At 61.7% G+C, this 26,175-nt stretch carries 23 protein-coding genes; 9 read left to right on the top strand and 14 right to left on the bottom strand.

Going from position 1 to position 26,175, the window contains the following annotated elements; genetic code table 11:
* The first annotated feature begins 84 nt into the window (after nt 1-84).
* The gene (locus HBJ59_RS03460; RefSeq protein WP_167662777.1) at nt 85-1,272 is read left to right on the top strand and encodes an MFS transporter; all 1,188 of its coding nucleotides are present in this window, start codon (nt 85-87) and stop codon (nt 1,270-1,272) included.
* Here HBJ59_RS03460 and yiaY read toward each other — a convergent pair.
* Nucleotides 1,239-2,387 carry an L-threonine dehydrogenase gene (yiaY, locus tag HBJ59_RS03465; RefSeq protein ID WP_076015978.1) on the bottom strand — a complete coding sequence of 383 codons (1,149 nt, stop codon included), beginning with the start codon at nt 2,385-2,387 and terminating at the stop codon, nt 1,239-1,241. The two genes, HBJ59_RS03460 and yiaY, sit on opposite strands and share 34 nt — an antisense overlap.
* Before the next feature lie 127 nt (nt 2,388-2,514).
* Here yiaY and HBJ59_RS03470 point away from each other — a divergent pair, with 127 nt between their 5' ends.
* Nucleotides 2,515-3,531 (top strand): DUF4917 family protein, encoded by a 1,017-nt coding sequence (locus HBJ59_RS03470; RefSeq protein ID WP_167662778.1) that lies wholly within the window; start codon nt 2,515-2,517, stop codon nt 3,529-3,531.
* An 845-nt stretch (nt 3,532-4,376) separates the two neighbouring features.
* Here the strand turns inward: HBJ59_RS03470 and HBJ59_RS03475 are convergent.
* A complete protein-coding gene (locus HBJ59_RS03475) occupies nt 4,377-4,919 on the bottom strand; it encodes a helix-turn-helix domain-containing protein (protein WP_093200858.1) in 543 nt (180 codons plus the stop codon).
* 104 nt (nt 4,920-5,023) lie between these two features.
* Here HBJ59_RS03475 and HBJ59_RS03480 point away from each other — a divergent pair, with 104 nt between their 5' ends.
* The 5 genes from HBJ59_RS03480 (at nt 5,024) to HBJ59_RS03500 (ending at nt 11,119) form a co-directional block, all read left to right on the top strand.
* Entirely contained in the window at nt 5,024-5,806 is a 783-nt protein-coding gene (locus tag HBJ59_RS03480) for an aldolase (RefSeq protein ID WP_076015980.1), read from the top strand.
* A 27-nt stretch (nt 5,807-5,833) separates the two neighbouring features.
* Nucleotides 5,834-6,721, top strand: a complete 888-nt coding sequence (locus HBJ59_RS03485; protein ID WP_167662779.1) for a dihydrodipicolinate synthase family protein — start codon at nt 5,834-5,836, stop codon at nt 6,719-6,721.
* A gap of 206 nt (nt 6,722-6,927) precedes the next feature.
* Nucleotides 6,928-7,467 carry an RNA polymerase sigma factor gene (locus HBJ59_RS03490; RefSeq protein WP_167662780.1) on the top strand — a complete coding sequence of 180 codons (540 nt, stop codon included), beginning with the start codon at nt 6,928-6,930 and terminating at the stop codon, nt 7,465-7,467.
* Nucleotides 7,464-8,432 carry a FecR domain-containing protein gene (locus tag HBJ59_RS03495; protein ID WP_167662781.1) on the top strand — a complete coding sequence of 323 codons (969 nt, stop codon included), beginning with the start codon at nt 7,464-7,466 and terminating at the stop codon, nt 8,430-8,432. Before HBJ59_RS03490 ends, HBJ59_RS03495 begins: the two co-directional genes overlap by 4 nt.
* Nucleotides 8,433-8,560: 128 nt before the next feature.
* Nucleotides 8,561-11,119, top strand: coding sequence for a TonB-dependent receptor (locus HBJ59_RS03500; RefSeq protein ID WP_167662782.1), 2,559 nt, complete (start codon nt 8,561-8,563; stop codon nt 11,117-11,119).
* A gap of 106 nt (nt 11,120-11,225) precedes the next feature.
* Here HBJ59_RS03500 and HBJ59_RS03505 read toward each other — a convergent pair whose 3' ends face one another.
* Entirely contained in the window at nt 11,226-11,543 is a 318-nt protein-coding gene (locus HBJ59_RS03505) for a ribbon-helix-helix domain-containing protein (protein ID WP_017479307.1), read from the bottom strand.
* Between the two features lie 16 nt (nt 11,544-11,559).
* Nucleotides 11,560-12,141 (bottom strand): DJ-1/PfpI family protein, encoded by a 582-nt coding sequence (locus HBJ59_RS03510; protein WP_076015986.1) that lies wholly within the window; start codon nt 12,139-12,141, stop codon nt 11,560-11,562.
* A gap of 300 nt (nt 12,142-12,441) precedes the next feature.
* Here HBJ59_RS03510 and HBJ59_RS03515 point away from each other — a divergent pair, with 300 nt between their 5' ends.
* Nucleotides 12,442-13,341, top strand: a complete 900-nt coding sequence (locus HBJ59_RS03515; protein ID WP_017479309.1) for a DMT family transporter — start codon at nt 12,442-12,444, stop codon at nt 13,339-13,341.
* A gap of 109 nt (nt 13,342-13,450) precedes the next feature.
* Here the strand turns inward: HBJ59_RS03515 and HBJ59_RS03520 are convergent, their stop codons facing one another.
* The 4 genes from HBJ59_RS03520 to HBJ59_RS03535 are packed head-to-tail and all read right to left on the bottom strand — an operon-like array spanning nt 13,451 to nt 16,692.
* Complete coding sequence (locus HBJ59_RS03520) at nt 13,451-14,668, bottom strand: SAM-dependent methyltransferase (protein WP_167662783.1); 1,218 nt, start codon at nt 14,666-14,668, stop codon at nt 13,451-13,453.
* Between the two features lie 41 nt (nt 14,669-14,709).
* The gene (locus HBJ59_RS03525; RefSeq protein WP_063032728.1) at nt 14,710-15,327 is read right to left on the bottom strand and encodes a TPM domain-containing protein; all 618 of its coding nucleotides are present in this window, start codon (nt 15,325-15,327) and stop codon (nt 14,710-14,712) included.
* Between the two features lie 28 nt (nt 15,328-15,355).
* A complete protein-coding gene (locus HBJ59_RS03530) occupies nt 15,356-16,084 on the bottom strand; it encodes a YgcG family protein (protein WP_076015989.1) in 729 nt (242 codons plus the stop codon).
* Nucleotides 16,084-16,692: a LemA family protein gene (locus tag HBJ59_RS03535; RefSeq protein ID WP_167662784.1), complete on the bottom strand. Its 609-nt coding sequence runs from the start codon at nt 16,690-16,692 to the stop codon at nt 16,084-16,086. The genes HBJ59_RS03530 and HBJ59_RS03535 overlap by 1 nt, the downstream gene beginning before the upstream one ends.
* A 214-nt stretch (nt 16,693-16,906) precedes the next feature.
* Between HBJ59_RS03535 and bglX the strand changes: the two genes are divergently transcribed.
* Entirely contained in the window at nt 16,907-19,198 is a 2,292-nt protein-coding gene (gene bglX / locus HBJ59_RS03540; protein ID WP_076015990.1) for a beta-glucosidase BglX, read from the top strand.
* A 127-nt stretch (nt 19,199-19,325) separates the two neighbouring features.
* Here bglX and HBJ59_RS03545 read toward each other — a convergent pair whose 3' ends face one another.
* From HBJ59_RS03545 to HBJ59_RS03570, 6 genes are all read right to left on the bottom strand, one after another.
* A complete protein-coding gene (locus HBJ59_RS03545) occupies nt 19,326-20,483 on the bottom strand; it encodes a phosphatidylserine/phosphatidylglycerophosphate/cardiolipin synthase family protein (RefSeq protein WP_167662785.1) in 1,158 nt (385 codons plus the stop codon).
* A 1-nt stretch (nt 20,484) separates the two neighbouring features.
* On the bottom strand, nt 20,485-21,066 hold the full coding sequence (locus HBJ59_RS03550) for a YceI family protein (protein ID WP_167662786.1): 582 nt from the start codon (nt 21,064-21,066) through the stop codon (nt 20,485-20,487).
* Between the two features lie 160 nt (nt 21,067-21,226).
* Nucleotides 21,227-21,997 carry a helix-turn-helix domain-containing protein gene (locus HBJ59_RS03555; protein ID WP_063032738.1) on the bottom strand — a complete coding sequence of 257 codons (771 nt, stop codon included), beginning with the start codon at nt 21,995-21,997 and terminating at the stop codon, nt 21,227-21,229.
* Nucleotides 21,998-22,061: 64 nt separating this feature from the next.
* Nucleotides 22,062-23,504, bottom strand: a complete 1,443-nt coding sequence (locus HBJ59_RS03560) for an amidase (protein ID WP_167662787.1) — start codon at nt 23,502-23,504, stop codon at nt 22,062-22,064.
* Nucleotides 23,501-24,811, bottom strand: a complete 1,311-nt coding sequence (locus HBJ59_RS03565) for a citrate-proton symporter (RefSeq protein WP_167662788.1) — start codon at nt 24,809-24,811, stop codon at nt 23,501-23,503. Before HBJ59_RS03565 ends, HBJ59_RS03560 begins: the two co-directional genes overlap by 4 nt.
* A gap of 58 nt (nt 24,812-24,869) precedes the next feature.
* Nucleotides 24,870-26,045 carry a M20 aminoacylase family protein gene (locus tag HBJ59_RS03570; RefSeq protein ID WP_167662789.1) on the bottom strand — a complete coding sequence of 392 codons (1,176 nt, stop codon included), beginning with the start codon at nt 26,043-26,045 and terminating at the stop codon, nt 24,870-24,872.
* Between the last annotated feature and the right edge of the window lie 130 nt (nt 26,046-26,175).

A 26,175-nucleotide genomic window follows, 5' to 3' on the forward strand; every position in this document is an offset into this window, starting at 1 on the left:
TTCAGGCTGCCAGCTAGAGACAAACACACTAGCAGCTTGTAGCTTGCGGCTTGCAGCTTACTGCTCAACAGGATCTTTTGCCCCTTGAAAAGTACCACCACCCTCGCCATCGCCTGCAGCGCGGCCTTTCTGTCCCAGGTTGGCATCAGCAGCTATCTGCCTGCCGTGCCGGCAATTGCCTTGTCATTGACCGCCGCAGAGGATCAGGTAGCACTGGCCCTGGCGGTGTATTTGATCGGCATGGCGTTGCCGATGTTGGCCTGGGGCAGCCTCGGTGAGCGGCTGGGCAGAAAGCCGGTGTTGCTGGCGGCGTTGACGCTGTATGCGCTGGCCAGTGCAGCGATTCCGTCCGCCTACAGCCTCGAATCGTTCCTCGGCCTGCGGCTGGTTCAAGGCCTCGGCGCGGGCGGCGTGTCGGTGATGGCGCGGGTGTTGGTCCGCGACAGTTTCAGCGGTGCCCTGTTGGCCAAAGGCTTGTCGTGGCTGGGGATGACGTTCGTGATCGCCTTGGGCATCGGGCAGTTTGTGGGCTCGCTGTTGCAGGTGGCGTTTGGCTGGGAGGCGATCTTTTATGGGCTGTCGGTGGCGGCTGTCGGCTTGATGATAGCGCTGCAACGGGTGGTGTTTCCGAGATTGGAAAACGCCTCTGGACACGCCTCGGCCTGGCGCATCTACGGCACGATCCTGCGCCATCCGGCGTTCCTGCGGCCTGCATTGGCGGGCGGTTTGGGTTACGGGGTGATCATCGCGTTCAACACCTGCGCACCGTTGATTTTGCAGGGCCATTTCGAGTGGAGCGCTGCGCAATATGGCTGGCTCGGCTGGCCGATCAGCGGGGCGTATCTGGCGGGGGCGTTGATGGTCAATCGCCTCGTCGCCCGCACCGGGCGCCTGTCGATGATGAGTTGGGGCGTGGCGTTGGTGATGTGCGGCAGCGCGACGATGTTGCTGGGCAGCCTGTTCGCCAATGGGCTGGCGATCCTGCTGTGGCTGCCGTATTGCCTGGCGGTGTTCGGGCAGTCGATGAGTTATCCCATCAGCCTGTCGCTGGCCAATGATGAATCACCGGTGAGCGGCTCCTACGCCATGGCCTTGAGCGGTTTCATGCATCAGTTGATGGCGGCGGCGATCGGCGGGGTGGCCAGCCTGTTGGCGAGTCAGCAGGCCTGGCCGTTGGCGGTGTTATGCGTGGCGCTGGCGGGCGGCGCACTGCTGTGCGTCGCCATGGCCAGGGCTGATCAGAACGCGCTGCGAAAGATCTCTTCAATCTGACGCTGATCCGCGCGCCGTGGGTTGGTCAGACCGCAGGCGTCCTTCAGGGCGTTGGACGCCAGCAGCGGGATGTCCTGCAACTTGGCGCCCAACTCCCGCAGCCCGGCAGGAATTTCCACGTCCTGGGACAGGCTGCGAATCGCCGCGATGGCCGCCTGGGCGCCCTCTTCCACTGAGGTCCCCTTGATGTCTGCGCCAAGGGCCCGTGCCACATGGCTCAGGCGCTCGGCACTGACGCTGGCGTTGAAGCTTTGCACGTGGGGCAACAGCACCGCATTGCACACGCCGTGGGGCAAGTCATACAGCCCGCCCAACTGGTGCGCCATGGCGTGCACGAACCCCAGGGACGCATTGTTGAAGGCCATGCCGGCAAGGAACTGCGCATACGCCATGTTCTCCCGGGCGGCCATGTCTTGGCCGTCGCGCACCGCAATCCGCAGGTTGGCGCTGATCAGTTCGATGGCCTTGATCGCGCAGGCATCGGTGATCGGATTGGCGGCGGTGGACACGTAGGCTTCGATCGCGTGGGTCAGCGCATCCATGCCGGTGGCGGCGGTCAGGCCCTTGGGCATGCCGACCATCAGCGCCGGGTCGTTGACCGACAGCAGCGGCGTAACGTTGCGGTCGACGATAGCCATTTTCACGTGACGGGTTTCGTCGGTGATGATGCAGAAGCGGGTCATTTCGCTGGCAGTGCCGGCGGTGGTGTTGATGGCCACCAGCGGCAGTTGCGGTTTGGCCGACTGGTCGACGCCTTCGTAGTCTCCGATGTGCCCGCCGTTGGTCGCACACAGGGCAATGCCTTTGGCGCAGTCATGGGGCGAGCCGCCGCCCAGGGAGACCACGAAATCGCAGGCACTCTGTTGCAGCAGCGCCAGGCCTTTTTCGACGTTCTCGACATTCGGGTTGGGCTTGGCGCCGTCGTAGACCACCGAGTCGATGTCCTGCATCGCGAGTTTCTCGGCGATCATGCTGGCGACACCTGCCTTGGCCATCCCGGCGTCAGTGACGATCAGCGCCTTGCGAAAGCCATAGTTGCGAATCGCGATCATGGCTTCGTCGAGGCAGTCGATGCCCATGATGTTGACGGATGGAATGAAGAAGGTGCTGCTCATGGTGGCTAATCCTCGAAAGTCGTTATGCCTACAGCATCGACCTCGATTGCCTGCGGCATCTTGACCAGGATCAACGCCCGCTCGTGATAAAGTCACCGCCCAGCCGATTTTGAGTAGACACGCCGCAATGAAGGATTCCCAGGATTTTGACGCCCACCTTGAAGACTGGAACGCCTTGCGCAGCAGTACCGCCTTCAGCGGGATCCTGATCGGCAACGGCGCCAGCCGCGCAGTGTGGGAAGACTTTGCCTACGACTCACTGTTCGAAAACGCCCGCGCCGTGGAAGAAAAACCTCTGAGCCAGTCCGAACTCAGCGTGTTTGACGCGATGCAGACCCGCAGTTTCGAACAGGTGCTGGGCGCGCTGAAAACCACCAGCCGGGTCAACAAGGCCTTGGCGGTCAGCTCGGCGGCGCCACGTAATCGCTACTACGCGATCAAGGAAGCGCTGATCAATACGATCCACAGCGTGCATATTCCGTGGCGCCTGGTGAAGCCTTCGACGCTGGCGACGATTCATCAGGAGTTGGCGAGTTATCCGACGGTTTTCACCAGCAATTACGACTTGCTCAACTACTGGGCGATCCTGCAGGCGCCGGGCATCGATGATCTGTTTCGCAGCGCGGATGCGAGCTTTGACCTGCGTAATACTGTCACCGACAGCACGCGCATTTTGTATTTGCATGGTGGTTTGCACTTGGTGCGTAACCTTGACGGTACGGCGCGTAAATTACCGACCACTGACAGCACGTTGCTTAGCAGTTTTGCGATCAACAATACGATCAAGACGCTGGATGATGTGCCGTTGTTTGTCAGCGAGGGCAAGGTTGAGGAGAAGCTGAAGACTATTCGCAGTTCTGACTATTTGTCGTTCTGTTACGAGCAGTTGTTGAGCCATGAGGGCGCGCTTTGCATTTTCGGGCATCACCTCGGCGCGCAGGATGTGCATCTGGTGCAGGCGATTCGGCAGGCGAAGATCAAGACGTTGGCGATTTCGGTGTTTGGGCGCAGTGCGGGGTTTATTCAGCAGCAGAAGCGGCGTTTTGCGGAGTTGTTTGAAGGGGTGGAGGTGGAGTTGCGGTTTTTTGATGCGCGTAGTCATGCGCTTGGGGATTCGGGGCTTTCGGTGCCCGTGGAGCGGTGATGGGGGGGGCGGGGGTGAGGTGTACATATCCGTTGCTGCGGTAACGGCTACTTAGGGTTCCGCTCTTACAGCGGGTCACTTTTTTACAAACGCCTAAAAAAGTAACCAAAAAACGCTTTGCCCCACCACTCGGTGCCTCGCCTAGGCTCGGCATGCCCGCACTCCGGCTCGGCTCCGCGGGCCGCCGCGACGGGCCATCCATGGCCCGGCGCGGCTAAATCGGCTTCCCTGCCGATTTACCCGCTCCACCGTGCCTACTTGCGGCCATCGTGGTTAACGGGGCCCGCAGATCAAGATCAAAAGCAAGAGCACAGCGGCCTACCGGCCGGCTTGAGTGTTAAGAGCGAAAGCAGAGCTGCTTTCCTGTAGGAGCGAGCTTGCTCGCGAAAAACCTGAGACCGCCGCGTTGAATCAGAATGCCCGCGTCATCGTTAACGACCTTCGCGAGCAAGCCCGCTCCCACATTTGGACCGTGCCCGCTTTAGCTTTTGATTCTGCTGTTGCTGTTGCTTCACCACACTCAAGCCGGCCGGTAGGCCGCTGTGCTCTTGATCTGCTTTTGATCTTGATCTTAGGCGCCCCGTTAAACCACGCTGGCCGAACGCAGGCTTTGGAGCGTGGGTAACCCGGCAGGACGCCGGGTTAGCCGCGCTGGGCCAAGGATGGCCCATCGCGGCGGCCCACGCTCCAAAGCCGGAGTGAGGGCACACCGAGCCTAGGCGAGGTGCCGAGTGGTGGGGCAAGAGCGTTTTGCTTACTTTTGCGCTCTTCAAAAGTGAGCCGCTGTAAGAGCGGAACCAATACCAGCCATCACCCAAATAACGGATATGCCCCCACCCCCGCAATCACTCCTCAGCGCTATGCACCACCACCAAAAGCTGCGCCTGAACCTCCCCCACCGACCGAATCCGATGCGGCTTCTGCGCATTGAAATGCAACGCATCCCCTCGATTCAACACCACCCGCTCACTCATGAAGTCCACCTCAACCTGACCTTCATGCACAAACAAAAACTCCTCCCCCAAATGCTCCTTGAAGGTCTTGTCGGTGAACTCAGCCGGCGGGTAAATGATAAACGGCAACAAACTGCGCTCACTGACCTGATGCGCCAGCACCGCATATCCCGGTGACGCATCGGTACCCGACAACGCCTGCCGTTCATGGCTGCGCACCAGGCTGTAACTGTCGAGACTGACGTTGTCTTCACTGAACAGCTCTTCAACCTTCACGTTCAACGCCTTGGCCAACTTCAGCGCCGCAGCGATCGAAGGCGTATTCAGCCCGCGCTCGACCTTCGACAGGTAACTCTTGGTCATCCCGGATTTTTCCGCGAGCGACTCCAAGGTCACGCCAAGTTTTTTTCTCAGTATTTTCAAACGGATAGACATGTGCAGCGGTTAATCCATTAAAGAGGCGATGATGAATGCTTGCCAATGACACTTTGTGTCATATAGTCTCTTTCGTGTCATTTGCGACCAACAAGGACACTGATATGGCCAAGACATTAGCACTCCCGAAAGACCAACTGGTCAAGCAAGCGCTGAGCCAGATGCAAAACACCCTGGCGGATAATACGTGGACCGACCGGCAAAAGCTGGCACTCACCTGCCGGATCCTGTTCGAAAACGGCCACGATTCCGGCCTCGCCGGGCAGATCACCGCTCGTGGCCCGACACCTGGCACTTATTACACGCAACAACTCGGCCTGGGTTTCGATGAAATCACCGCCAGCAACCTGCTGCTGGTCAATGAAGACTTGGAGGTGTTGGAAGGCCACGGCATGCCCAACCCGGCCAACCGTTTCCACAGCTGGGTGTACCGCGGTCGCCCGGATGTGAACTGCATCATCCACACTCACCCGACTCATATCGCTGCGTTGTCGATGCTGGAAGTGCCGCTGCAGGTGTCCCACATGGACCTCTGCCCGCTGTACGAAGACTGCGCGTTCCTCGAAGCCTGGCCCGGCGTGCCGGTAGGCAACGAGGAAGGTGAAATCATCACGGCGGCCCTGGGGGATAAACGCGCGATTTTGCTTTCTCACCACGGCCAACTGTCCACCGGGGCGAGCATCGAGGAAGCGTGTGTGATCGCACAGTTGATCGAACGTGCCGCCAAGTTGCAGCTGCTGGCGATGGCCGCCGGCACAATCAAACCGATCCTGCCGGAGCTGGGCCGCGAAGCCCATGACTGGATTTCCAAGCCCAAGCGCCACGGCGCCGCGTTCAACTACTACGCTCGGCAGAACCTGCGTCAACACGCCGATTGCCTGAACTGAAACCCTTTTTCGACCGGAGACTTTTCCATGTCCAGCCCTTCTATTCACGGCATTATCGGCTACACCATCACCCCGTTCAGCACAGACGGCCAGCGCATTGACCTGGACGCCCTGGGGCTCTCGATCGACCGCTTGATAGACAGCGGCGTGCACGCTATCGCCCCGCTGGGCAGCACCGGCGAAGGCGCCTACCTCAGCGATGCTGAGTGGGATGAAGTCGCCGCCTACAGCCTCCAGAAAGTGGGCAAACGCGTGCCGACCATCGTCAGCGTCTCCGACCTGACCACCGCCAAGGCCGTGCGTCGCGCGCAGTTTGCCGAAGCTCACGGTGCCGACGTGGTGATGGTATTGCCTGCCTCTTATTGGAAACTCAGCGAAGCGGAAATCCTCGCTCACTATGCGGCCATTGGTGACAGCATCGGTGTGCCGATCATGCTCTACAACAACCCGGCCACCAGCGGCACCGATATGTCGGTGGACTTGATCCTGCGCATCGTCAACAGCGTCGATAACGTGACCATGGTCAAGGAGAGCACCGGGGATATTCAGCGCATGCACCAACTGCATCGGCGCAGCGAGGGCGAGGTGCCGTTCTACAACGGCTGCAATCCGCTGGCACTGGAGGCGTTTGCCGCAGGGGCGAAGGGTTGGTGCACGGCGGCGCCGAACCTGATTGCGCAGCTCAACCTGGATTTGTATGAAGCCGTTTTGGCCAATGACTTGGAGAAAGCGCGGGAGCTGTTCTATCGCCAGTTGCCGCTGCTGGACTTCATCCTCAAAGGCGGCTTGCCGGCGACGATCAAGGCCGGTTTGCGGCTGACGGGGCTGGAGTCGGGTGATCCACGGTTGCCGGTGTTCCCGTTGGGTGAGGCTGGCCGTGTTCAGCTTCAGGAGCTGCTGACCCTGTTGCGCTGAAACGCGATCCAAATGTGGGAGCGGGCTTGCTCGCGAAGGCGGTGAGTCAGTCGACAAATTAATTGACTGACTCACCGCCTTCGCAAGCAAGCCCGCTCCCACATTTAGTCCGCATCCCCCCGTAGAATTTCAATAGAGACAAATGACAATAATTCTCGATATCATTCGCGACTTTTCCACGTCGTGCTTCGTCAAGAAGGATATCCATGTCTCGTCTCAAGCCCGACCCGCCGTCGGCCGATGCCTTTCGCGGGTTTTATGCAGATATCCTGCATTTCCTGCGCAAGCGCACGGACAACGCCAGCGACGCGGCAGACATGACCCAGGATGTCTTTACCCAATGGCTGGACTACCGCGACCGGGCTAAGGTCGAGCAGCCCCGGGCGTTTCTGTTCCAGATGGCGCGCAATCTACTGCGCGATCACTGGCGTAAACAAAAGGTGCGGCACACCGTCCACCAGCAACAGGCCGAACTGGATGCCGAGCCTGTCAGCGACTCGCGAGACGATCCCATGGCCGCCGCGCAACGCCTGCAACGCCTGGAACAGCTGAAAGAAGTCCTCTCTGAACTCTCGCCCAGAAGACGAGAAGCCCTTATGCTGCATCGCTTCGAGGGCCTGAGCCAGGCGCAGATCGCCGAGCGCATGGGCGTCTCGGTCAGCATGGTGGAAAAGCACATCGCTTTTGCCCTGCTGCATTGCAAGCAGCGACTTCAACAAGACCAGGGCAAGGAGCAGCCAGAATGACCCGCCTGAGCGATATCGACACCTGTGACATCGAGGCCAGTGACTCCATCGATGCCCAGGCCGCCAGCTGGTTTGCGCGCAACCGCAATGACACGGGCCGCGCCGACCGCAAGGCGTTTGCCGCCTGGCAATCCGAGCCGGCCCATGCCCGTGCCTATGCCGAATTCGAACAGCTGTGGGCCGACCTGGCCCAGTTGCAGCAACTGAACAAACCCACACCGATGCCCGTGCGCAAGACACCCGCCTGGCGCCCGGCCCTGGCGGTGGCTGCCGCCCTGGTATGTGCCCTGTTGGCAAGCAACCTCGGCGCCCCGCGCGAGCTGTTCCACGCCCAGGTCGCGGCCCATGCCAAAGGCACGCGCACCTTGCATCTGCCCGATGGCAGCACCTTGTACGTCAACGCCAACACGCGCCTGCGGGTGGACTTCAACAGTCACCAGCGCATCGTGCATCTGGATCAGGGCCAGCTGTATATCGAAGTGGCACCTGATAAGGAACGGCCACTGTACGTGCAGGCCGGCGAAGCCAATGTGCGAGTGGTCGGCACCGGCTTTGATGTGCGGCGCAGCAAGCAGCAACTGGTGGTCAGTGTGGCCCACGGGCAAGTGGCGTTCGATCCGGATTCCAGGCTGCCGGCCACCCTGCTCGGCGCCGATCAGCGCGCTACGTTCAGTTATGCCAAGGGCACGCTGCAGCAGCAAACCCTCACTGTCGGCGAGGTCGCCGATTGGCGCGGCGGGCACGTGTCGTTTCGTAATCGCGAGCTGGCCAGCCTGATGGACGAGTTAAGCCTGTACCGGCCACAGGCGCCGTTGCTGGTGGACAGCGCAGTGGCGCAGCTGAAGGTCTCGGGCAATCTGGACGTGAATGATCCGGACGCCCTGCTCACCGCCCTGCCCGCCCTGCTGCCGGTGAAAACCGTGCCCCTGGCCGACGGCAACATCAGGATTGAGCCTCGAAAATAATCCCTCGATACGCTCACTTGAGAATATTTTGCATTCGCATGTGAGGATTATCTTTCCTGCCGCGTCTTCCTCGGGTCTGCGTTTGATACGCACACCTTTTTGGCCATTTGGCTACTCCGGGGGATTACATGTTTCGCGCGCCTTGCCACGTTCAGCACCTGTTTCTTCGACCCACCGCCATTGCCGCCTGCCTGGCCTTCAGCCTTAATGCCCAGGCCGAGTCGTTCAAACTGCAATTGCCGGCCCAATCCCTGGCCACGTCCTTGAGCCAGGTGGCGCAGCAGGCGAAAATCCAGCTGCTGTTCGATGAAGCGCTGCTGAAAAACGTCCAGGCGCCGGCCCTCAATGGTGACTTCACACCGGAAGTGGCGATTCGCACCTTGCTCAAGGACGGCGAGTTCGTGTTGCTCAAGGTCGGCAGCACCTACGTGGTACGCCCCGAAGAAGGCAAGACCACCAACAGCAGCGCGATTCAGCTGGAGGCCCTGAGCGTGATCGGCACCGGTAACGAGGTGGACTCCACCACCGTCGGCCGTTCAACCCTAAGCCAGGCCGACATCGACCGCTACCAGTCCAATAACATCCCCAGCCTGCTGCAAACCTTGCCCGGTATCAGCCAGGGCGGCTCGCTGAAGCCCGGCGGCCAGACCATCAACATCCGGGGTTTCGGCGACGCCGAAGACGTGCCGCTGACCGTCGATGGCGCCACCAAAAGCGGGTTTGAGCGTTATCAGCAGGGCACTGTGTTTATCGAGCCCGAGCTGATCAAGAGCATCGAAGTGGAGAAAGGTCCCAACTCGCCCTTCAGCGGCAACGGCGGCTTTGGCGGTACGGTCAACATGACCACCAAGGATGCCCCGGACCTGCTCAAGGACGGCCGCAACAGCGGCGCCATGCTCAAGTACGGTTACTCCAGCAACGACCATGAACAGGTCTACAGCAGCGCGGTCTACGGGCGTACCGATGATGGCCGCTTCGACGCCCTGGCCTACCTGACCCAACGCGACGGCGGCGACATGAAGCTGGCTGCCACTCTGCCCAACGACAACAACCAGTACCCGATCAACCCCAAGCGCCTGCCCAACAGCGCGCAGAATGTGGACGGCAAACTGTTCAAGTTCAATGCTCACTTCACCGATGAGCAAAGCCTTGGCCTGTCGTATTCGCGTTCCAACAGCCAGCGCTGGACGCCCTTCTCTGCCGCCAGCTACCCGACACCGCCGACCCAGGCCAACATCGACCGCTATGGCTACGAAGCCGCGCTGAAACGCTTCCTGGCCAACCGCAACACCGTCGACACCACCTGGTCCGGCAAGTACGAATACCAGCCGATGAATAACCCGCTGGTGGACTTGACCATCAAGTACTCCGAATCCAACACCGACCAGACCGACGAGCGTGACCCCACGGCGTTTTTCCAGCTGGCCACTGGCGGGCGCAAGATGGACACCTCCTACAACGACAAAAACCTCGACGTACGCAACGTCAGCCTGTTTTCCACCGGTGTGTTGCAACACGCGGTGACCACCGGGGTGCAGATCCGCAAGCACACCCGGGAAACCGAAATGTGGATGCCCGGCGCCACCTACAACACCCCGAAATACAACTACGGGCACTTCCAGCCGGGCTTCATGCCCCATGGCAAGGTCGACACCAACAGCTTCTTTATCCAGGACGCGGTGACGCTGGGCGATGTCACCATCACCCCGTCGATGCGCTATGACCACGTACGCAACCGCGGCGAAGCCAACGACGCGCCGTACTACAGCAACCCTGACCCGGCCATCGGCCACGACTACAGCGACCGCACCTACACCGGCTGGTCACCGCGCCTCGCGGCCTACTGGACCATCACCCCGAACGTGGCGCTGTTTGCCAACTGGAGCCGCACCTGGCGCGCCCCGGTGATCGACGAGCAGTATGAAGTCCAGGGCCTGGGCAGCCGCACCGCCACCAGCCTGGACCTGGACCCGGAGCGCATCACCTCCATCACCCTGGGCAACGTCACCAGCTTCGGCGACGTGTTCACCCACGGCGACAACTTGCAACTGCGTACCACGCTGTTCCACAACAAAGTCGAAGACGAGATCTTCAAGGCCACGGGCGTGGGCTGCCAGAACCAGGCGGTCAATGGCGGGACGATTTCCAGCGCCTGCCCGCCGGGGGCGATGTCCAACTACCGCAACATCGGCGGCATGACCATCAAGGGCTTTGAGGCCGAGAGTTTCTACGACTCCACCTACGTGTTCGGCTCGGTGTCCTTCGCCTACACCACCGGCAAACACGAAGGCGCCTACACCAACCCATGGGGTCCGGACGTCTGGGCGCGGGACATTCCGCCGACCAAATGGGTGATCGTGCTCGGCACCAAGATCCCGAGCCTGGACGCTCAGGTGGGCTGGCAAGGGCAGTTCGTCGGCGCCACCAGCCGTTTGCCAAGCGACAAGTATTCCGGCGGCCCGGGTACCAGTATCGGCGACCTGTTCTACGATCAGTACGGCAACAAGCGCTATAACACCCAGGGCCTGTTCGCCAGCTGGAAGCCGCAGCAGGCTTACCTCAAGGGCACCGAAGTCAACTTCACCGTGGACAACCTGTTCAACAACAACTTCCGCCCGGCCCTGAGCGGCGACCGCGCCTACACCAAGGGGCGGGATGCGAAGATCAGCGTGACGCGGTTCTTCTGACCCCCACCTAATCGATGTGGGAGCGGGCTTGCTCGCGAAGGCGGTGGATCAGTCGGTACATGAGTTACCTGACACACCGCTTTCGCGAGCAAGCCCGCTCCCACATTTAGATCTTCTGCGCGCCATTTCTTGTATTCACAAGGCTGAGCTCTGGGGCCTGAACCCGCTGCTTGCTCAGATACCGCGTGCAACTCACCCGCAAAAACGAAGCAAAATTCACCACTTCGCCGCGGTAGTCCATCACCTCTTCATACAGCTTGGCGATCAGCTGATTGGTGGTCATGCCATCCACCTCGGCGATTTCGCTGAGGATGTCCCAGAACTGGTTTTCCAGGCGCACGGTGGTCACCACGCCGCAGATGCGCAGGGAGCGCGAGCGGGATTCGTAGAGAATCGGGTCGGCCTTGACGTACAGCTCGCACATGGCGATGACCTCCGCTTTACAGGATGATTTGGGTGCCCAGCAGGCCGAGGAAAGCCGCCAGCCAGCTTGGGTGCGCCGGCCACGCCGGTGCAGTCACCAGATTGCCTTGAACATGGCTGTCGGTCACCGGGATATCGATGAACGTGCCACCCGCCAATCGCACTTCCGGCCCACACGCCGGGTAAGCGCTGCACTCACGGCCTTCCAGAATCCCGGCAGCCGCCAGCAATTGTGCGCCGTGGCATACCGCAGCGATGGGCTTGCCGGCCTGGTCGAACGCCTTGACCAGTTGCAGGACTTTCTCGTTCAGGCGCAGGTACTCGGGCGCACGGCCGCCGGGCACCAGCAACGCGTCGTAGTCGGCGGCGTCGACCTTGGCAAAATCCGCGTTCAGGGCGAACAGGTGCCCGGGCTTTTCGCTGTAGGTCTGGTCGCCTTCGAAGTCGTGGATCGCCGTGCGTACGGTCTGGCCGGCGGACTTGTCCGGGCACACGGCATGCACGGTATGCCCCACCATCAGCAGCGCCTGGAACGGCACCATCACTTCATAGTCTTCGACGTAATCGCCGACCAGCATCAGGATTTTCTTCGCGGCCATGGGGCATTCCTCCGGTTGAACGGTTGGGCAGACAGGAGTAGCCAAGATAGACCTGTGCCGATGAGCCGGGTAATGGCCCGCTACTACATCATTGCGGTGTAGGAGCGAGCTTGCTCGCGAAGAACGTTAACGATAACGCGGGAAGCCAGACAGCCCGCAGCGCTCTCAGGTTTTTCGCGAGCAAGCTCGCTCCTACACAAACTGTACGGTCCAATCTGCACCCAGCTGTAAGCGCGCGTTTGCGGGGCTTTGTGGCTAGATGAACGTCCACTTCCGGCCCATTCGATTCTGGTTCCTTCCATGAGCTCCCGCGAAAATACCGGCATGGCCCTCGGCCTGCTGGGCGTCGTCATCTTCAGCCTCACCCTGCCCTTCACCCGTATCGTGGTGCAGGAAATCCACCCGCTGCTCAATGGCCTGGGCCGGGCGTTGTTTGCAGCGGTGCCGGCGGCGGCGTTGTTGCTCTGGCGCCGCGAGCGCTGGCCCACCTGGCGCCAGGTGCGCGGGCTGACGTTGGTGATTGCCGGGGTAATCCTGGGGTTCCCGGTGCTGTCGGCCTGGGCCATGCAAACCTTGCCCGCGTCCCATGGCGCACTGGTCAACGGTTTGCAGCCGCTGTGCGTGGCGCTGTATGCGGCGTGGCTGTCCCATGAGCGGCCGTCGAAGGCGTTCTGGGCCTGCGCGGCGCTGGGCAGTGCGCTGGTGCTGAGTTACGCGTTGATCACCGGAGCCGGCAGTATCCAGGCGGGCGATCTGTTGATGCTCGGGGCGATTGCCGTGGGTGGCCTGGGTTACGCAGAGGGCGGCCGGTTGGCCAAGGAGATGGGCGGCTGGCAGGTGATCTGCTGGGCGCTGGTGCTGTCGACGCCGGTATTGATCGGGCCGGTGGCGTACCTGGCGCTGCAACACGAAGGACCGATTTCCATGCGCACCTGGTGGGCGTTTGGTTATGTGTCGCTGTTTTCGCAGTTCCTGGGGTTCTTTGCGTGGTACGCCGGCTTGGCCATGGGCGGCATCGCTAGGGTCAGCCAGATTCAGCTGTTGCAGATCTTTTTCACCATCGCGTTTTCCGCGCTGTTTTTTGGTGAGCACATCGAGCCGATTACCTGGCTGTTTGCCTGCGGGGTGATTGTGACGGTGATGTTGGGGCGCAAGACCAGTGTGAAGCCTGCGCCAGCTCCCAAGCCCAGCGCAGTCTAATGTGGGAGCGGGCTTGCTCGCGAATGCGGTGGATCAGTTGATACATCAGGTGACTGACACACCGCTTTCGCGAGCAAGCCCGCTCCCACATTTTTGATTTGCGTCGTACTCAGGCCAGGTAACCATCCGCCCGCAGCAGGGTTTCGAGGCAATGCTCAGTGATGTTGTAGAACGCTTTCAGCTCCTGGATTTTCACCAGGAGCTGAGCGTTATCCACCGGCTCGGCACGCTTCACGGCAAGGATCATCTTGTTCTTGTTGGTGTGCTCCAACGAGATGAACTCAAACACCTTGGTCTCATAACCGCAGGCTTCGAGAAACAACGCACGCAAGCTGTCGGTGACCATTTCCGCCTGCTGGCCCAGGTGCAAACCGTATTGCAGCATCGGCTTGAGCAGCGCCGGGCTCTGGATCTGCAGGCGAATCTGCTTATGGCAGCACGGCGAGCACATGATGATCGACGCCCCGGAGCGGATGCCGGTATGAATCGCGTAGTCGGTGGCGATGTCGCAGGCATGCAGGGCGATCATCACGTCCAGTTCGCTGGGCGCGACGCTGCGCACATCACCGCACTTGAACACCAGCCCCGGGTGATCCAGGCGGGCGGCGGCGTTGTTGCACAGGGTCACCATGTCTTCGCGCAGTTCCACACCGGTCACTTCACCCTCGGCGTTGAGGGTGTTGCGCAAGTAGTCGTGGATGGCAAACGTCAGGTAGCCCTTGCCCGAACCAAAGTCCGCGACGCGCACCGGCTGGTCCAGCTTCAGCGGTGACGTGGTCAGCGCATGGCTGAACACTTCGATGAACTTGTTGATCTGCTTCCACTTGCGCGACATCGCCGGGATCAGTTCGTGCTTGGCGTTGGTCACGCCAAGGTCAGCGAGAAAGGGCCGGGACAGGTCCAGAAAGCGATTCTTCTCGCGGTTGTGCTCGGCAGACGGCGCCTCCCGCAGTTGTTGCGGCTTGCTTTTGAACAGCGAGCTTTTGTTCTTTTTGCTGTATTCCAGCTGGGCTTCGTCGGTCACCGACAGCAGGTGCGCGTTCTTGAACGAGGCCGGCAACAGCTCGGCAATCGCCGCTACGCCGTCTTCCAGCGAGAAGTTCTTGGTGATGTCGCGGGTCTTGTAGCGGTAGACGAAGGACAGGCAAGGCTGATCCTTGACCGTCAGCTGCTTGATGATCAGCTTCTGAAGATCAGGCTCGGTGCCGACGTACTTGGCCAGCACCAGCTTGATAAAGGCGTTTTGCTCAAGGCTCGCGCTCAGCAGTTCGAGGAACTGCGCGTGATGATCCGGCGCGGGGCTGGCAGGTTTAGCGGTGGCAGACATGAACAAAAACGCCTCGGGCAGGGAATGCCGGGAATTTTACACTACTCCAACACCACCAACCGATTCGGCAACTCATTGCGCGCGTGGGTCACCGGCACATGCTCCTTGAGCAACACCCCGCAGGCTTCAATGCAGCTGATAAACCCGGCCAACGTCTGGCCTTGCTTCACCTGCTGGGTGAACTGCTTGACGATCGCATCCCAACTGCTGTCATCCAGGCGACTGGAAATGCCCTTGTCCACCAGGATTTCCACATACCGCTCGGCCTCACTGACAAAAATCAGCACCCCGGTACTGCCCAGCGTGTGGTGCAGGTGCTGCTCCAGAAACTGCCGCCGCGCCAGGTTGGACGCGCGCCAGTGGCGCACCGAGCGCGGGATCAGCCGCGTAGTCACCTTGGGCAACCGGAACACCAGGCACAGCACCACAAACGTGCCCCACTGCGCCAGCAGCAAGGTGTACATGGTCAGCCAGCCCGACAGATAGTGAATGATCCCCGGCACCACCAGCGCCAACAGGCTGGCCCACAACAGCGGGATGTAGGCGTAATCGTCGGCACGGGCCGCGAGCACGGTCACCAGTTCGGCGTCGGTCTGTTGCTCGACCCGGGCGATCGCCTCGGCGACCTGGCGTTGCTCGTGTTGACTCAGTAATGCCATGGTTGTTGATGCTCTCTCGTTATTGTCATTACCAGCCGCCCGAGGCGCCACCGCCACCGAAACCACCGCCGCCGCCCCTGAAGCCACCACCACCGCCGCCGCCTCCGCCGCCGCGACCGCTGCTGCTGAGAATCGCCAGCAGGATAGCGCCAACGGGCAGGCCCATGCGATTGCACAGCCACAGCACCGCCAGCAACAGGATGAACAGACCAATGGAAATGCCGGGGTTTTGCTTGGCGAAGTTGGCCTCGGACACATGCGCCGGCACCGCCAGCGGATCGCCGCCCACCACTTGCAGCATCGCCGCCACGCCGTCGCTGATGCCCTTGCTGTAGTTGCCCGCTTTGAATGCCGGGGCGATCACCTGGTTGATGATCACCCAGGACTGCGCATCGGTGAGTACGCCTTCCAGGCCATAACCCACTTCGATACGGATCTTGTGCTCATCCCGGGCGACGATCAGCAGTGCGCCGTTGTCCTTGCCCTTCTGGCCGATGCCCCACGCGCGGCCCAGTTGATAACCGAAGTCTTCAATGGGCACGCCTTGCAGGTCCGGCACGGTGACCACCACGATCTGGTCACCGCTGGTCTGCTCCAGCGCCTGCAATTGCTGGGTCAGTTGCTCGCGCACGGCCGGGTCGATCATCTGGGCGTTGTCGACCACCCGTCCGGTCAGGGCCGGAAAGTTAAGGGCGGCCTGGGCGGTCAGGCTAAAGGCCAGCAGCACCGCCGCCAGCAGCCAAGCGCGCTTGCCCATCAGAATTTCACTTGCGGCGCTTTATCGGCATCGGCACTGGTGGCCTCGAAGTTGGCGCGGACCGGCAAGTCGCTGTACATCACGCTGTGCCACAGGCGGCCCGGGAAGGTACGGATCTCAGTGTTGTAGGCCTGTACCGCCTGGATAAAGTCGCGACGGGCCACCGCGATGCGGTTTTCGGTGCCTTCAAGCTGCGATTGCAGGGCCAGGAAGTTCTGGTTGGCCTTCAGGTCCGGGTAACGCTCGGACACCACCATCAAGCGGCTGAGTGCACCGCTCAAGCCGTCCTGGGCTTGCTGGAACTGCTTGAGTTTTTCCGGGTTGTCGAGGGTGCTGGCGTCCACCTGGATCGAAGTGGCCTTGGCCCGCGCTTCGATCACGGCGGTCAGGGTGTCCTGCTCATGGGCGGCATAGCCCTTGACCACTTCCACCAGGTTGGGGATCAGGTCGGCGCGCCGCTGGTACTGGTTCTGCACCTGGGCCCAGGCCGCCTTGGCCTGTTCGTCCAGGGTCGGGATCTTGTTGATGCCGCAACCGTTCAGCACGGTGCTCACCAGTATCAATGCCACGGCCTTCCAGCCCCAACGGTAACCTTGTGCTGCTTGCATGGTGTTTCTCCTGCCAAACCTATGAAATATACCGACTGACGCGTTAGCTACGGGCTTAGGGCATAATCCGCCACCACCCACTGGATTGCATCGAGCCAATCAGCTAAAAGATGCCCAGCGCCAATAAGAGTTCAGAAGTGTGCTGCATTTATCTGAACAACACCCGAACAACAATAGACGCTCTCCGGTCCCAAGGCTGCGAGAAAGGATTTTCATGAAGAAGCTGTGTTTGCTGGGCCTTGTTGTCAGTTTGGCCACTCATTCCGTATTTGCCGAAACAAAGCCCGCAGTACTCAAGGACAAAGACGCCTTCGTCAGTGACCTGCTCAAGCAAATGACCCTCGATGAAAAGATCGGCCAATTGCGCCTGATCAGCATCGGCCCTGAAATGCCCCGCGAGCTGATCCGCAAGGAAATCGCCGCCGGCCGCATCGGTGGCACCTTCAATTCCATCACCCGCCCGGAAAACCGTCCGATGCAGGACGCGGCCATGCGCAGCCGGTTGAAGATCCCGATGTTCTTCGCCTATGACGTGATCCACGGCCACCGCACGATTTTCCCGATCAGCCTGGCCCTGGCCTCCAGCTGGGACATGGACGCCATCGGCCGCTCCGGGCGCGTCGCCGCCCAGGAAGCCGCTGCCGACAGCCTCGACATCACCTTTGCGCCGATGGTCGACATATCCCGCGACCCGCGCTGGGGCCGTACCTCCGAAGGTTTTGGCGAAGACACCTACCTGACCTCGCGCATTGCCGAAGTCATGGTCAAGGCCTTCCAGGGCACCAGCTCCGCCAAGGCCGACAGCATCATGGCCAGCGTCAAGCACTTCGCCCTGTATGGCGCGGTGGAAGGCGGTCGCGACTACAACGTGGTCGACATGAGCCCGGTCAAGATGTACCAGGACTACCTGCCGCCCTACCACGCCGCGATCAAGGCCGGTGCCGGTGGCGTGATGGTTGCGCTGAACTCGATCAACGGCGTGCCGGCCACCGCCAACACCTGGCTGATGAACGACCTGCTGCGCAAGGACTGGGGCTTCAAGGGCCTGGCGGTAAGCGACCATGGCGCGATCTTCGAGCTGATCAAGCACGGCGTGGCCAAGGACGGGCGTGAAGCCGCCAAGCTGGCGATCAAGGCCGGCATCGACATGAGCATGAACGACTCGCTTTACGGCAAGGAATTGCCCGGCTTGCTGAAATCCGGCGAGATCGAACAGAGCGACATCGACAACGCCGTGCGCGAAGTGCTTGGCGCCAAGTACGACATGGGCCTGTTCGCCGACCCGTACCTGCGCATCGGCAAGGCCGAGGATGACCCGGTCGACACCTACGCCGAAAGCCGCCTGCATCGCGCCGACGCACGTGACGTGGCACGCCGCAGCCTGGTGCTGCTGAAAAACCAGAACAACGCCCTGCCGCTGAAAAAGAGCGCGACCATCGCCCTGGTCGGCCCGCTGGCCAAGGCGCCGATCGACATGATGGGCAGCTGGGCCGCTGCCGGTAAACCCGCGCAATCGGTGACCCTGCTCGACGGCATGAATGCCGTGATCGGCGAAAAAGGCAAAGTGATCTATGCCCGTGGCGCCAACATCACCAATGACAAGAAAGTCGTCGACTACCTCAACTTCCTGAACTTCGATGCCCCGGAAGTGGTGGATGACCCGCGCTCGTCCCAGGCGATGATCGACGAAGCGGTCAAGGCAGCCAAAGATGCCGACGTAGTGGTTGCCGCCGTGGGCGAATCCCGTGGCATGTCCCACGAGTCGTCGAGCCGCACCGACCTGAACATCCCGCAAAGCCAGCGCGACCTGATCAAGGCCTTGAAAGCCACCGGCAAACCGCTGGTGCTGGTATTGATGAACGGCCGTCCGCTGTCGATTGTCGACGAGAACGAACAGGCTGACGCAATCCTGGAAACCTGGTTCGCCGGTACCGAAGGCGGCAACGCGATCGCTGACGTGCTGTTCGGCGACTACAACCCGTCGGGCAAACTGCCGATCACCTTCCCGCGTTCGGTGGGGCAGATTCCGACCTACTACAACCACCTGAGCATTGGCCGGCCGTTCACCCCGGGCAAGCCGGGCAACTACACCTCGCAGTACTTCGATGACACCACCGGGCCGCTGTTTCCGTTTGGTTATGGCTTGAGCTACACCAGCTTCAGCCTGTCGGACATGGCGCTGTCGTCCACCACCCTGAACAAGACCGGCAAGCTCGACGCCACCGTGGTGGTGAAAAACACCGGCAAGGTCGATGGCGAAACCGTGGTGCAGCTGTACATCCAGGACGTGGCCGGCTCGATGATCCGCCCGGTGAAGGAATTGAAGAACTTCCAGAAGATCATGCTCAAGGCTGGCGAAGAGCGCGCCGTGCACTTCACCATCACCGAGGAAGACTTGAAGTTCTACAACACCCAACTGAAGTTCGCGGCTGAGCCGGGCGAGTTCAATGTGCAGATCGGGTTGGATTCGCAGGATGTGAAGCAGCAGAGCTTCGAACTGCTCTAAATACACACCCCTGTAGGAGCGAGCTTGCTCGCGAAGGTCGTTAACGATGACGTTGGCGTTCTGAATGAACGCGGCGTCGTCAAGTTCTTCGCGAGCAAGCTCGCTCCTACAGTGACCTGCGTAGTCCTTAACCTCTTCGATCCAGCAGGTTAACCACCAACCGATCAATCCACCCCCACACCCGCTGCTTCACCCGCCGCCACAATGGCCGCGACCGCCACGCCTCCAGGCTCACCGCCTGGCTCTGGGCAAAATCCCTCTCGAAACTCCCCGCTACCGCCAACGTCAGATCCGGGTCCAGCGCCTCCAGATTCGCCTCCAGGTTGAAGCGCAGATTCCAGTGGTCGAAGTTGCACGAACCTATGCTCACCCAATCGTCCACCAACACCATTTTCAGGTGCAGGAAGCACGGCTGGTATTCAAAGATCTGCACCCCGGACTTGAGCAGACGCGGGTAGTAACGGTGCCCGGCATACCGCACCGACGGGTGATCGGTACGCGGCCCGGTCAGCAGCAAACGCACATCCACTCCGCGCCCCGCCGCCCGGCGCAGAGCACGCCGTACACTCCAGGTCGGCAGGAAATACGGTGTAGCCAGCCAGATACGCCGGTGGCCGCTGTTCAGCGCGCGGATCAGCGATTGCAGAATATCCCGATGCTGACGAGCATCCGCATAGGCCACACGCCCCAGCCCCGGCCCTGTCGCCGGCACCTTAGGCAAGCGTGGCAGCCCAAAATGCGTGGCCGGTTTCCAGGCTCTACGATCGTCGTTTGCCAGCCATTGGCGATCAAACAATGCCTGCCAATCCAGCACCAACGGGCCGCGGACTTGCACCATCACTTCGTGCCAGTCGGCGGCGTCTTCCCCGGGCGTCCAGAATTCATCCGTCACGCCCGTGCCGCCGACCACAGCGAGGGTCTGGTCAATCAGCAACAGCTTGCGGTGGTCCCGGTAGAGGTTGCGCATCCAGCGGCGCCAGCTCAGGCGGTTGTAGAAACGCAGGTCCACCCCGGCATCGATCAACCGTCGACGCAGGCCCAGGGTAAACGCCAGGCTGCCATAGTCATCGAACAGGCAACGTACCCGCACGCCACGCTCGGCCGCCCCGACCAAGGCCTGAACCATCGCCTCGGCACACGCGCCCGCCTCCACCAGGTACAGCTCCAGCGCGACTTGCTGCTCGGCCTGGGCGATGCCCTCCAACATGCGCGGAAAGAAACTCGGACCGTCGATCATCAACTCGAAACGGTTGGCGCTGCGCCACGGGAACACTGCGCCGCTCATGTCAGCGCGCCGTGAAAATCAGTACCGCACCCACCGGTACCGACAGGCTGATCTGCGACAGCCCGGCGGCCTTGCGCAACGCGGCCACACCCGGCAGCAGATCGAAATCCTCGGCATGCACCACCAACGGCTCCAACGTCACCACTTGAAAGCGTCGGTCATCCAGACGGGTCGCCAGCAGTTCGGCACTGTAGGTCTGGGTCTTGCCGTGCAGCGTCACCGACAGCGGCAGGCGCAGCTCGTATTGCGCACCGGGGGCCAGGTCGTTGATCGGTTGCAGGTTGATCTGCGCGCTGATCACCGCGTCCGGGAAGGTCTTGATCTCGAACAGCTGATTGCGCATGCGCTCGTCGCGCAGCGGAATACCGCTGTTGATCGACTCCAGCTCGACTTCCAACTGCGCCGCGCCTTTGCTGTCGACCTTGCCGTGCAGCACCAGGAAGCGCTGCACTTCGGCGATGTCGGTGTTTTTGGTGGTGACGAACGACAGGCGCGAGGACTCGTTGTCCAGGTACCAGTCGGCGTGGGCAGGCACGGCGGCAGCGGCCAGCAGCAGGACGGCCAGGGGTTTGAGCAGGGACATAAAGACTCTTGGGGCAAAAAACCTGGACGAACAGTAACAAAGACCTCCTGTAGGAGCGAGCTTGCTCGCGAAGGTTGCCAACGATGACGCGGGCATTCTGAATGAACGCGGTGCCTGTGAGTTCTTCGCGAGCAAGCTCGCTCCTACAGGGGAACGGTGGTCAGGCCAACGCCTGCTGCACATCGCGAATGGTCGATTCCAGGCTGGCCAGGTGCAGGCTCAGCACTCGTTCCACCGGTGCCTGATCCATCGGCCAATGCAGTGCCATGCTGCCTACCAACCGCCCGTTGGCCCGCACTGGCAAAGCCACTGCGCGAATCAGGAACGGCAGGCGAACCGGGTATTCCCAGTAGCCTTCGGTGCGCTGCCCGAAACCCTGGTGCTGGGATTGCTCACACGCCCGGTATTGATCGTCCTCCGCCACCCGCTCACGGCCGGCCAGGCGCTGTACTTCATCCGCCGACAGTTGCGACAGGCACGCTTTGCCCATGGCCGAGTGAAACAAGCTGGCGTGTTGGCCGACGATCTGGCAGTTGTTCGGGTAGAGCTTGCGCAACACCGTGGGAATCGCGCTTTCCATCACTTCCAGGCGTTCGCCGTCGAAGCTCGACAAGTCCACGACCAGGCCGGTGCGCTCGCTGAGATCCAGCAGCCACGGCGCGGCGCTTTCCACCAACTGGCGCTTGAAACGCTGCTGGGTATCACCGAACAGGCGCCGGGCCCGCAGGCGGTAACGGCGGTCGCTGAGACCACGGTAAATCCAGCCCTGTTCCTGCAAGGTCAGCAGCATCCGCGAGACGGTGGCCTTGGGCAGGTGAGTCAGGTAGTGCAACTCTTCCAGCCCCAGTGCCTGATGCTCGCCGAGCAATTCGATGATCGCCAGTGCGCGCCCCACTGAGCGTACGGTTCCCGTCTCGGCGTCGCTGCCCATGTGTCGATCTCCTTGATGCCGATGGATGATCTGATTTCACAGCAAGATACAGGCCTGTCGCGACTCAGCCGGTCGGCGAGAGGCAAGCAGGCGGCCGCCGCTGCACCCAGCGAGTCAGCTGTTCGTGGGCGTACGCCAGTTGCAACACCGCCCTGTCCGCCTGGGCCGGGCCGATGATTTGCAGGCCCATGGGCAAGCCCTGCGGGTTGAAACCCACCGGCACGCTCATGCTCGGTAGACCGGCCAGCGTGGGACCAATCACCACTTCCATCCAGCGATGGTAGGTGTCCATCTCACGCCCTGCGACGAGGCGCGGCCAGGCTTGTTGTGCATCGAAAGGGAACACTTGGGCGGTGGGCAGCAACAGGAAATCGTAACGTTCGAACAGCTTGCCGAGGGCGCGGTACCAGTCGCTGCGGCTGACCGACGCCTGGTAGACATCCGCCGCACTCAGCTGTAAGCCGCCCTGCACTTCCCATTGGGCTTCGGGCTTGAGCAACACGCGTTTTTGCGGGTCGGCGTAGGCCGCGCCGAGGGAGCCCTGGATCAGCCAATGGCGGTGCACCAGCCAGGTCTGCCACAGGCGCGCCAGAGAGAATTCCGGTTGGCAGTGCTCGACCTCGCAGCCCAGCGCCGCGAAGTCCTTGAGGGCTGATTCGCACAGGCTCATCACGCCGTCTTCCATCGGCAGATAACCGTTGTAATCCCCCAGCCAGCCGAGGCGCGCGCCCTTGAAGTCGCGCTGCAACGGCTCACCCAACACCGCCGGATCCTCCTTGAGCGACAGCGGCACCCGAGGGTCGTACCCCGCCTGCACACTCAGCAACTGCGCCACATCCGCCACGCTGCGACCCATCGGGCCTTCCGTGGCCAGTTGCTGGACGAACAGCTCCGGCGCCGGCCCGTGAGGCACCCGGCCCTGGGACGGGCGCAGGCCAAATACGTTATTGAACGCCGCCGGGTTTCGCAACGAACCCATCATGTCGCTGCCATCGGCCACCGGCAGCATGCGCAACGCCAGCGCCACTGCCGCGCCGCCGCTGCTGCCACCGGCCACGAGGCGCGGGTCATAGGCATTGCCGGTGGTGCCGAACACGCTGTTGTAGGTCTGCGAGCCCAGGCCGAATTCCGGCACGTTGGTCTTGCCGATGATAACCGCGCCACTGGCCCGAACCCGCGCCACGCTGATCGCATCTTCTTGAGGAATATGCTCGGCGAACAGCGGCGAACCGAGTGTGGTGCGCAGGCCCTGGGTCGCCGCCAGGTCCTTGATCGCCTGGGGCATACCGTGCATCCAGCCACGGGATTGGCCTTGGTCCAACTCGCGATCACGCTGCGCCGCTTCGGCCAGCACCTCCTCATGGGAGCGCAGCGAGACCAGCGCATTCACCGTCGGGTTGAAGCGTTCGACCTGGGCCAGATACGCCTGCATCACTTCATGGCAGGACACCTGCCGCGCGTGGATCGCCCGTGACAGTTCGATGGCATCCAGTTCAACAATACTCAAGGTTTCACCTCGCTGGAAAACGGCGCCGGTCGTTTCGCCCGTGGCGCCTCATGCATGCAGTAAGTGCCCAGCAGCGTCAGGACGCAAGCGAACAGCACATAAAATGCCGGGGCTACCGGCGTGCCCAACACCTTGCTCAGCCAGGTGACGATCAACGGCGCAAAGCCCCCGAACACCATTACCGCCACGTTGTAAGCCACCGACACACCCGTGGAGCGTACTTCGATGGGAAACTGCTCGGCCAGGGCCGTCGGCGCCGGGCCGAAAAAGCCGCCGATGGCGGTGCACAGCATCACCTGCATCACCAGCAAACGCTCGATGGACGGCGCCGCGGCGACCCACACATACAGCGGGTACACCATCACGAAAAACGCCAGGGTGAACGCCATCAATACCGGGCGCCGACCCAGCCGATCCGACAACAGGCCGGACAGCGGAATCACCACGGTCATCAGCGCCACCGCGAACATTTGCACCATCAACACCTGGTCCAATGGCAGGCCGAGGTTCTTGTGGGCGAAGGTCGGCATATTCACCAGCACCACGTAGAACGACACCGTTGCCCCACACGCCAGGCCCATCGACACGAGGATGCTGCGACGGTGATCGCGGATAACGTCCATCAAGCTCGGTGCCGCACCCTTGGCCTGTTTGCGCGCCTCGATAAATTCCTCGGGATCTTCCATGTGCCGGCGGATCCACAAACCCACCGGACCGATCAGCAAGCCAAAGATGAACGGCAGGCGCCAGCCCCAGACCTCAAGGGTGTGCGGCTCGAAAAAGTGCGTCACCAACGCCACCATCGCCGCGCCGCCGAACACCGCCAGGCACTGCCCCACCAACTGCCACGAACCGTACAACCCCTTGCGGTGGGCCGGCGCGCTTTCCACCAGGAACGCCGTGGCACTGGCGTATTCGCCGCCGGTGGCAAAACCCTGGAGCATGCGCGCGACCACGATCAGCATCGGCGCGCCCATGCCGATGGCGGCGTAGCTGGGGGCGAAAGCGATCAGCGCGATGGAAATGGTCATCAACCGGATGATCAGTTGCATCGCAGCCTTGCGGCCTTTGCGGTCCGAATACATGCCCAGCAAAATTCCGCCCACCGGGCGCATGAAGAAGCCGACGCCAAACGTGGCCAAGGCCATCAGCAGCGAGGCGTATTCATCCTCCGACGGGAAAAACTGCCGGGCGATGATGCTGGCGAGAAAGCCGTACACGATGAAGTCATACCATTCGAGCGCATTGCCAATCACCGCCGCTACTACCTGGCGGGTGCGGGATACGCCCTGCTTTGAAGTCTGCATGAGGAACACTCCATTCAACCTGTTGGGAAAGGGTCCAGCGGCAGAAAAAGAGAGGTCGTCAGGCGGGCTTGAGCCAGCTCTCGGCCAACGCACCCCAGTAGGCGGCGCCGGTCAACAGGATGTCGTCGTTGAAGTCATAGGCGGGGTTGTGGACCATCGGCCGTGAGACGCCGTTGCCGATAAACAGGTAGCTGCCGGGGCAGCGTTGTAACATCCAGGCGAAGTCTTCGCTGCCCATCAGCTTGTTGGTGTTGCCATCGACAGCATCTTCGCCGAGCAAGGCGACGCCGACCTGGCGAGCGAATTCGGTTTCTTCGGGATGGTTGACCAGCACCGGATAGGCCGGCCGATGTTCGATCTGCGCGGTGCAGCCGAAGCTCGCGGCCTGGGTCAGGATGATCGCCTTGACCCGCTCCAGCATCAGTTCGCGCACGCTCGCATCCAGTGCGCGCAAGCTCAGGCGCAACAGTGCTTGTTGGGGAATCACGTTGGCCGCCTGGCCCGCTTGCAGCGCACCGACAGTCACCACGGCGGCTTCCTGGGCATTGATATTGCGCGCCACCACGGTCTGCAACGCCATGACCATACTGGCGGCGGCCACCAGCGGGTCCACCGTCAGGTGCGGCATGGAACCGTGGCCGCCGACACCTTCGAGGGTCACGTTGAGCAGGTCCTGGGAGGCCATCATCGGCCCGACCCGCAGGCCCAGATGGCCGGCGGGCAAGCCCGGCATGTTGTGCATGCCGAACAGTGCATCGCAGGGAAAACGCTCCAGCAAGCCGTCGGCGAGCATGGCCTCGGCGCCGCCCTGGCCTTCTTCGGCGGGTTGGAAAATCAGGTTCAGGGTGCCATCGAACTGCCGGGTCGCGGCCAGGTAACGCGCGGCGCCCAGCAGCATGGTGGTGTGGCCGTCGTGGCCGCAGGCATGCATGCAGCCGGCGTGTTGGCTGCTGTAGCTGGCACCGGTGTTTTCGATAATCGGCAAGGCGTCCATGTCGGCGCGAATCCCCAGCTTGCGCGCGCTGCTGCCATTGCGCAGCACGCCGACCACGCCGGTCTGGCCGATGCCGGTGTGGACTTCATAGCCCCAGCTTCTGAGAGATTGCGCCACGAGGGCGGAAGTGCGGTTTTCTTCAAAGCCCAGTTCGGGGTGGGCGTGAATGTCCTGACGCACGGCGTGCAGGTCGCTGGCGACATCGCTCAGCCAATCCAGGATGTGCTGGTGTGGGCTCATGGTGATTCTCCTCGCAGGCGGGTGTTCCCGTTCTTTTTCGTTGCACACCGCCAGATAACCGCGATGTGCGCAGGAGGACAATCAAAGGTGGTTCCACCCTGTGGAACCTCAGCCCCACCTGTGGCGAGGG

Origin of the sequence: Pseudomonas sp. AN3A02 (genome assembly GCF_011765255.1) — a bacterium.
Taxonomy (GTDB): Bacteria; Pseudomonadota; Gammaproteobacteria; order Pseudomonadales; family Pseudomonadaceae; genus Aquipseudomonas.

What these genes read in the sequence shown, in the direction of transcription:
- yiaY (WP_076015978.1), bottom strand. Translation starts at nt 2,387, where the DNA reads ATGAGCAGCACCTTCTTCATTCCATCCGTCAACATCATGGGCATCGAC.
- HBJ59_RS03470 (WP_167662778.1), top strand. Translation starts at nt 2,515, where the DNA reads ATGAAGGATTCCCAGGATTTTGACGCCCACCTTGAAGACTGGAACGCC.
- HBJ59_RS03475 (WP_093200858.1), bottom strand. Translation starts at nt 4,919, where the DNA reads ATGTCTATCCGTTTGAAAATACTGAGAAAAAAACTTGGCGTGACCTTG.
- HBJ59_RS03480 (WP_076015980.1), top strand. Translation starts at nt 5,024, where the DNA reads ATGGCCAAGACATTAGCACTCCCGAAAGACCAACTGGTCAAGCAAGCG.
- HBJ59_RS03485 (WP_167662779.1), top strand. Translation starts at nt 5,834, where the DNA reads ATGTCCAGCCCTTCTATTCACGGCATTATCGGCTACACCATCACCCCG.
- HBJ59_RS03490 (WP_167662780.1), top strand. Translation starts at nt 6,928, where the DNA reads ATGTCTCGTCTCAAGCCCGACCCGCCGTCGGCCGATGCCTTTCGCGGG.
- HBJ59_RS03495 (WP_167662781.1), top strand. Translation starts at nt 7,464, where the DNA reads ATGACCCGCCTGAGCGATATCGACACCTGTGACATCGAGGCCAGTGAC.
- HBJ59_RS03500 (WP_167662782.1), top strand. Translation starts at nt 8,561, where the DNA reads ATGTTTCGCGCGCCTTGCCACGTTCAGCACCTGTTTCTTCGACCCACC.
- HBJ59_RS03505 (WP_017479307.1), bottom strand. Translation starts at nt 11,543, where the DNA reads ATGTGCGAGCTGTACGTCAAGGCCGACCCGATTCTCTACGAATCCCGC.
- HBJ59_RS03510 (WP_076015986.1), bottom strand. Translation starts at nt 12,141, where the DNA reads ATGGCCGCGAAGAAAATCCTGATGCTGGTCGGCGATTACGTCGAAGAC.
- HBJ59_RS03515 (WP_017479309.1), top strand. Translation starts at nt 12,442, where the DNA reads ATGAGCTCCCGCGAAAATACCGGCATGGCCCTCGGCCTGCTGGGCGTC.
- HBJ59_RS03520 (WP_167662783.1), bottom strand. Translation starts at nt 14,668, where the DNA reads ATGTCTGCCACCGCTAAACCTGCCAGCCCCGCGCCGGATCATCACGCG.
- HBJ59_RS03525 (WP_063032728.1), bottom strand. Translation starts at nt 15,327, where the DNA reads ATGGCATTACTGAGTCAACACGAGCAACGCCAGGTCGCCGAGGCGATC.
- HBJ59_RS03530 (WP_076015989.1), bottom strand. Translation starts at nt 16,084, where the DNA reads ATGGGCAAGCGCGCTTGGCTGCTGGCGGCGGTGCTGCTGGCCTTTAGC.
- HBJ59_RS03535 (WP_167662784.1), bottom strand. Translation starts at nt 16,692, where the DNA reads ATGCAAGCAGCACAAGGTTACCGTTGGGGCTGGAAGGCCGTGGCATTG.
- bglX (WP_076015990.1), top strand. Translation starts at nt 16,907, where the DNA reads ATGAAGAAGCTGTGTTTGCTGGGCCTTGTTGTCAGTTTGGCCACTCAT.
- HBJ59_RS03545 (WP_167662785.1), bottom strand. Translation starts at nt 20,483, where the DNA reads ATGAGCGGCGCAGTGTTCCCGTGGCGCAGCGCCAACCGTTTCGAGTTG.
- HBJ59_RS03550 (WP_167662786.1), bottom strand. Translation starts at nt 21,066, where the DNA reads ATGTCCCTGCTCAAACCCCTGGCCGTCCTGCTGCTGGCCGCTGCCGCC.
- HBJ59_RS03555 (WP_063032738.1), bottom strand. Translation starts at nt 21,997, where the DNA reads ATGGGCAGCGACGCCGAGACGGGAACCGTACGCTCAGTGGGGCGCGCA.
- HBJ59_RS03565 (WP_167662788.1), bottom strand. Translation starts at nt 24,811, where the DNA reads ATGCAGACTTCAAAGCAGGGCGTATCCCGCACCCGCCAGGTAGTAGCG.
- HBJ59_RS03570 (WP_167662789.1), bottom strand. Translation starts at nt 26,045, where the DNA reads ATGAGCCCACACCAGCACATCCTGGATTGGCTGAGCGATGTCGCCAGC.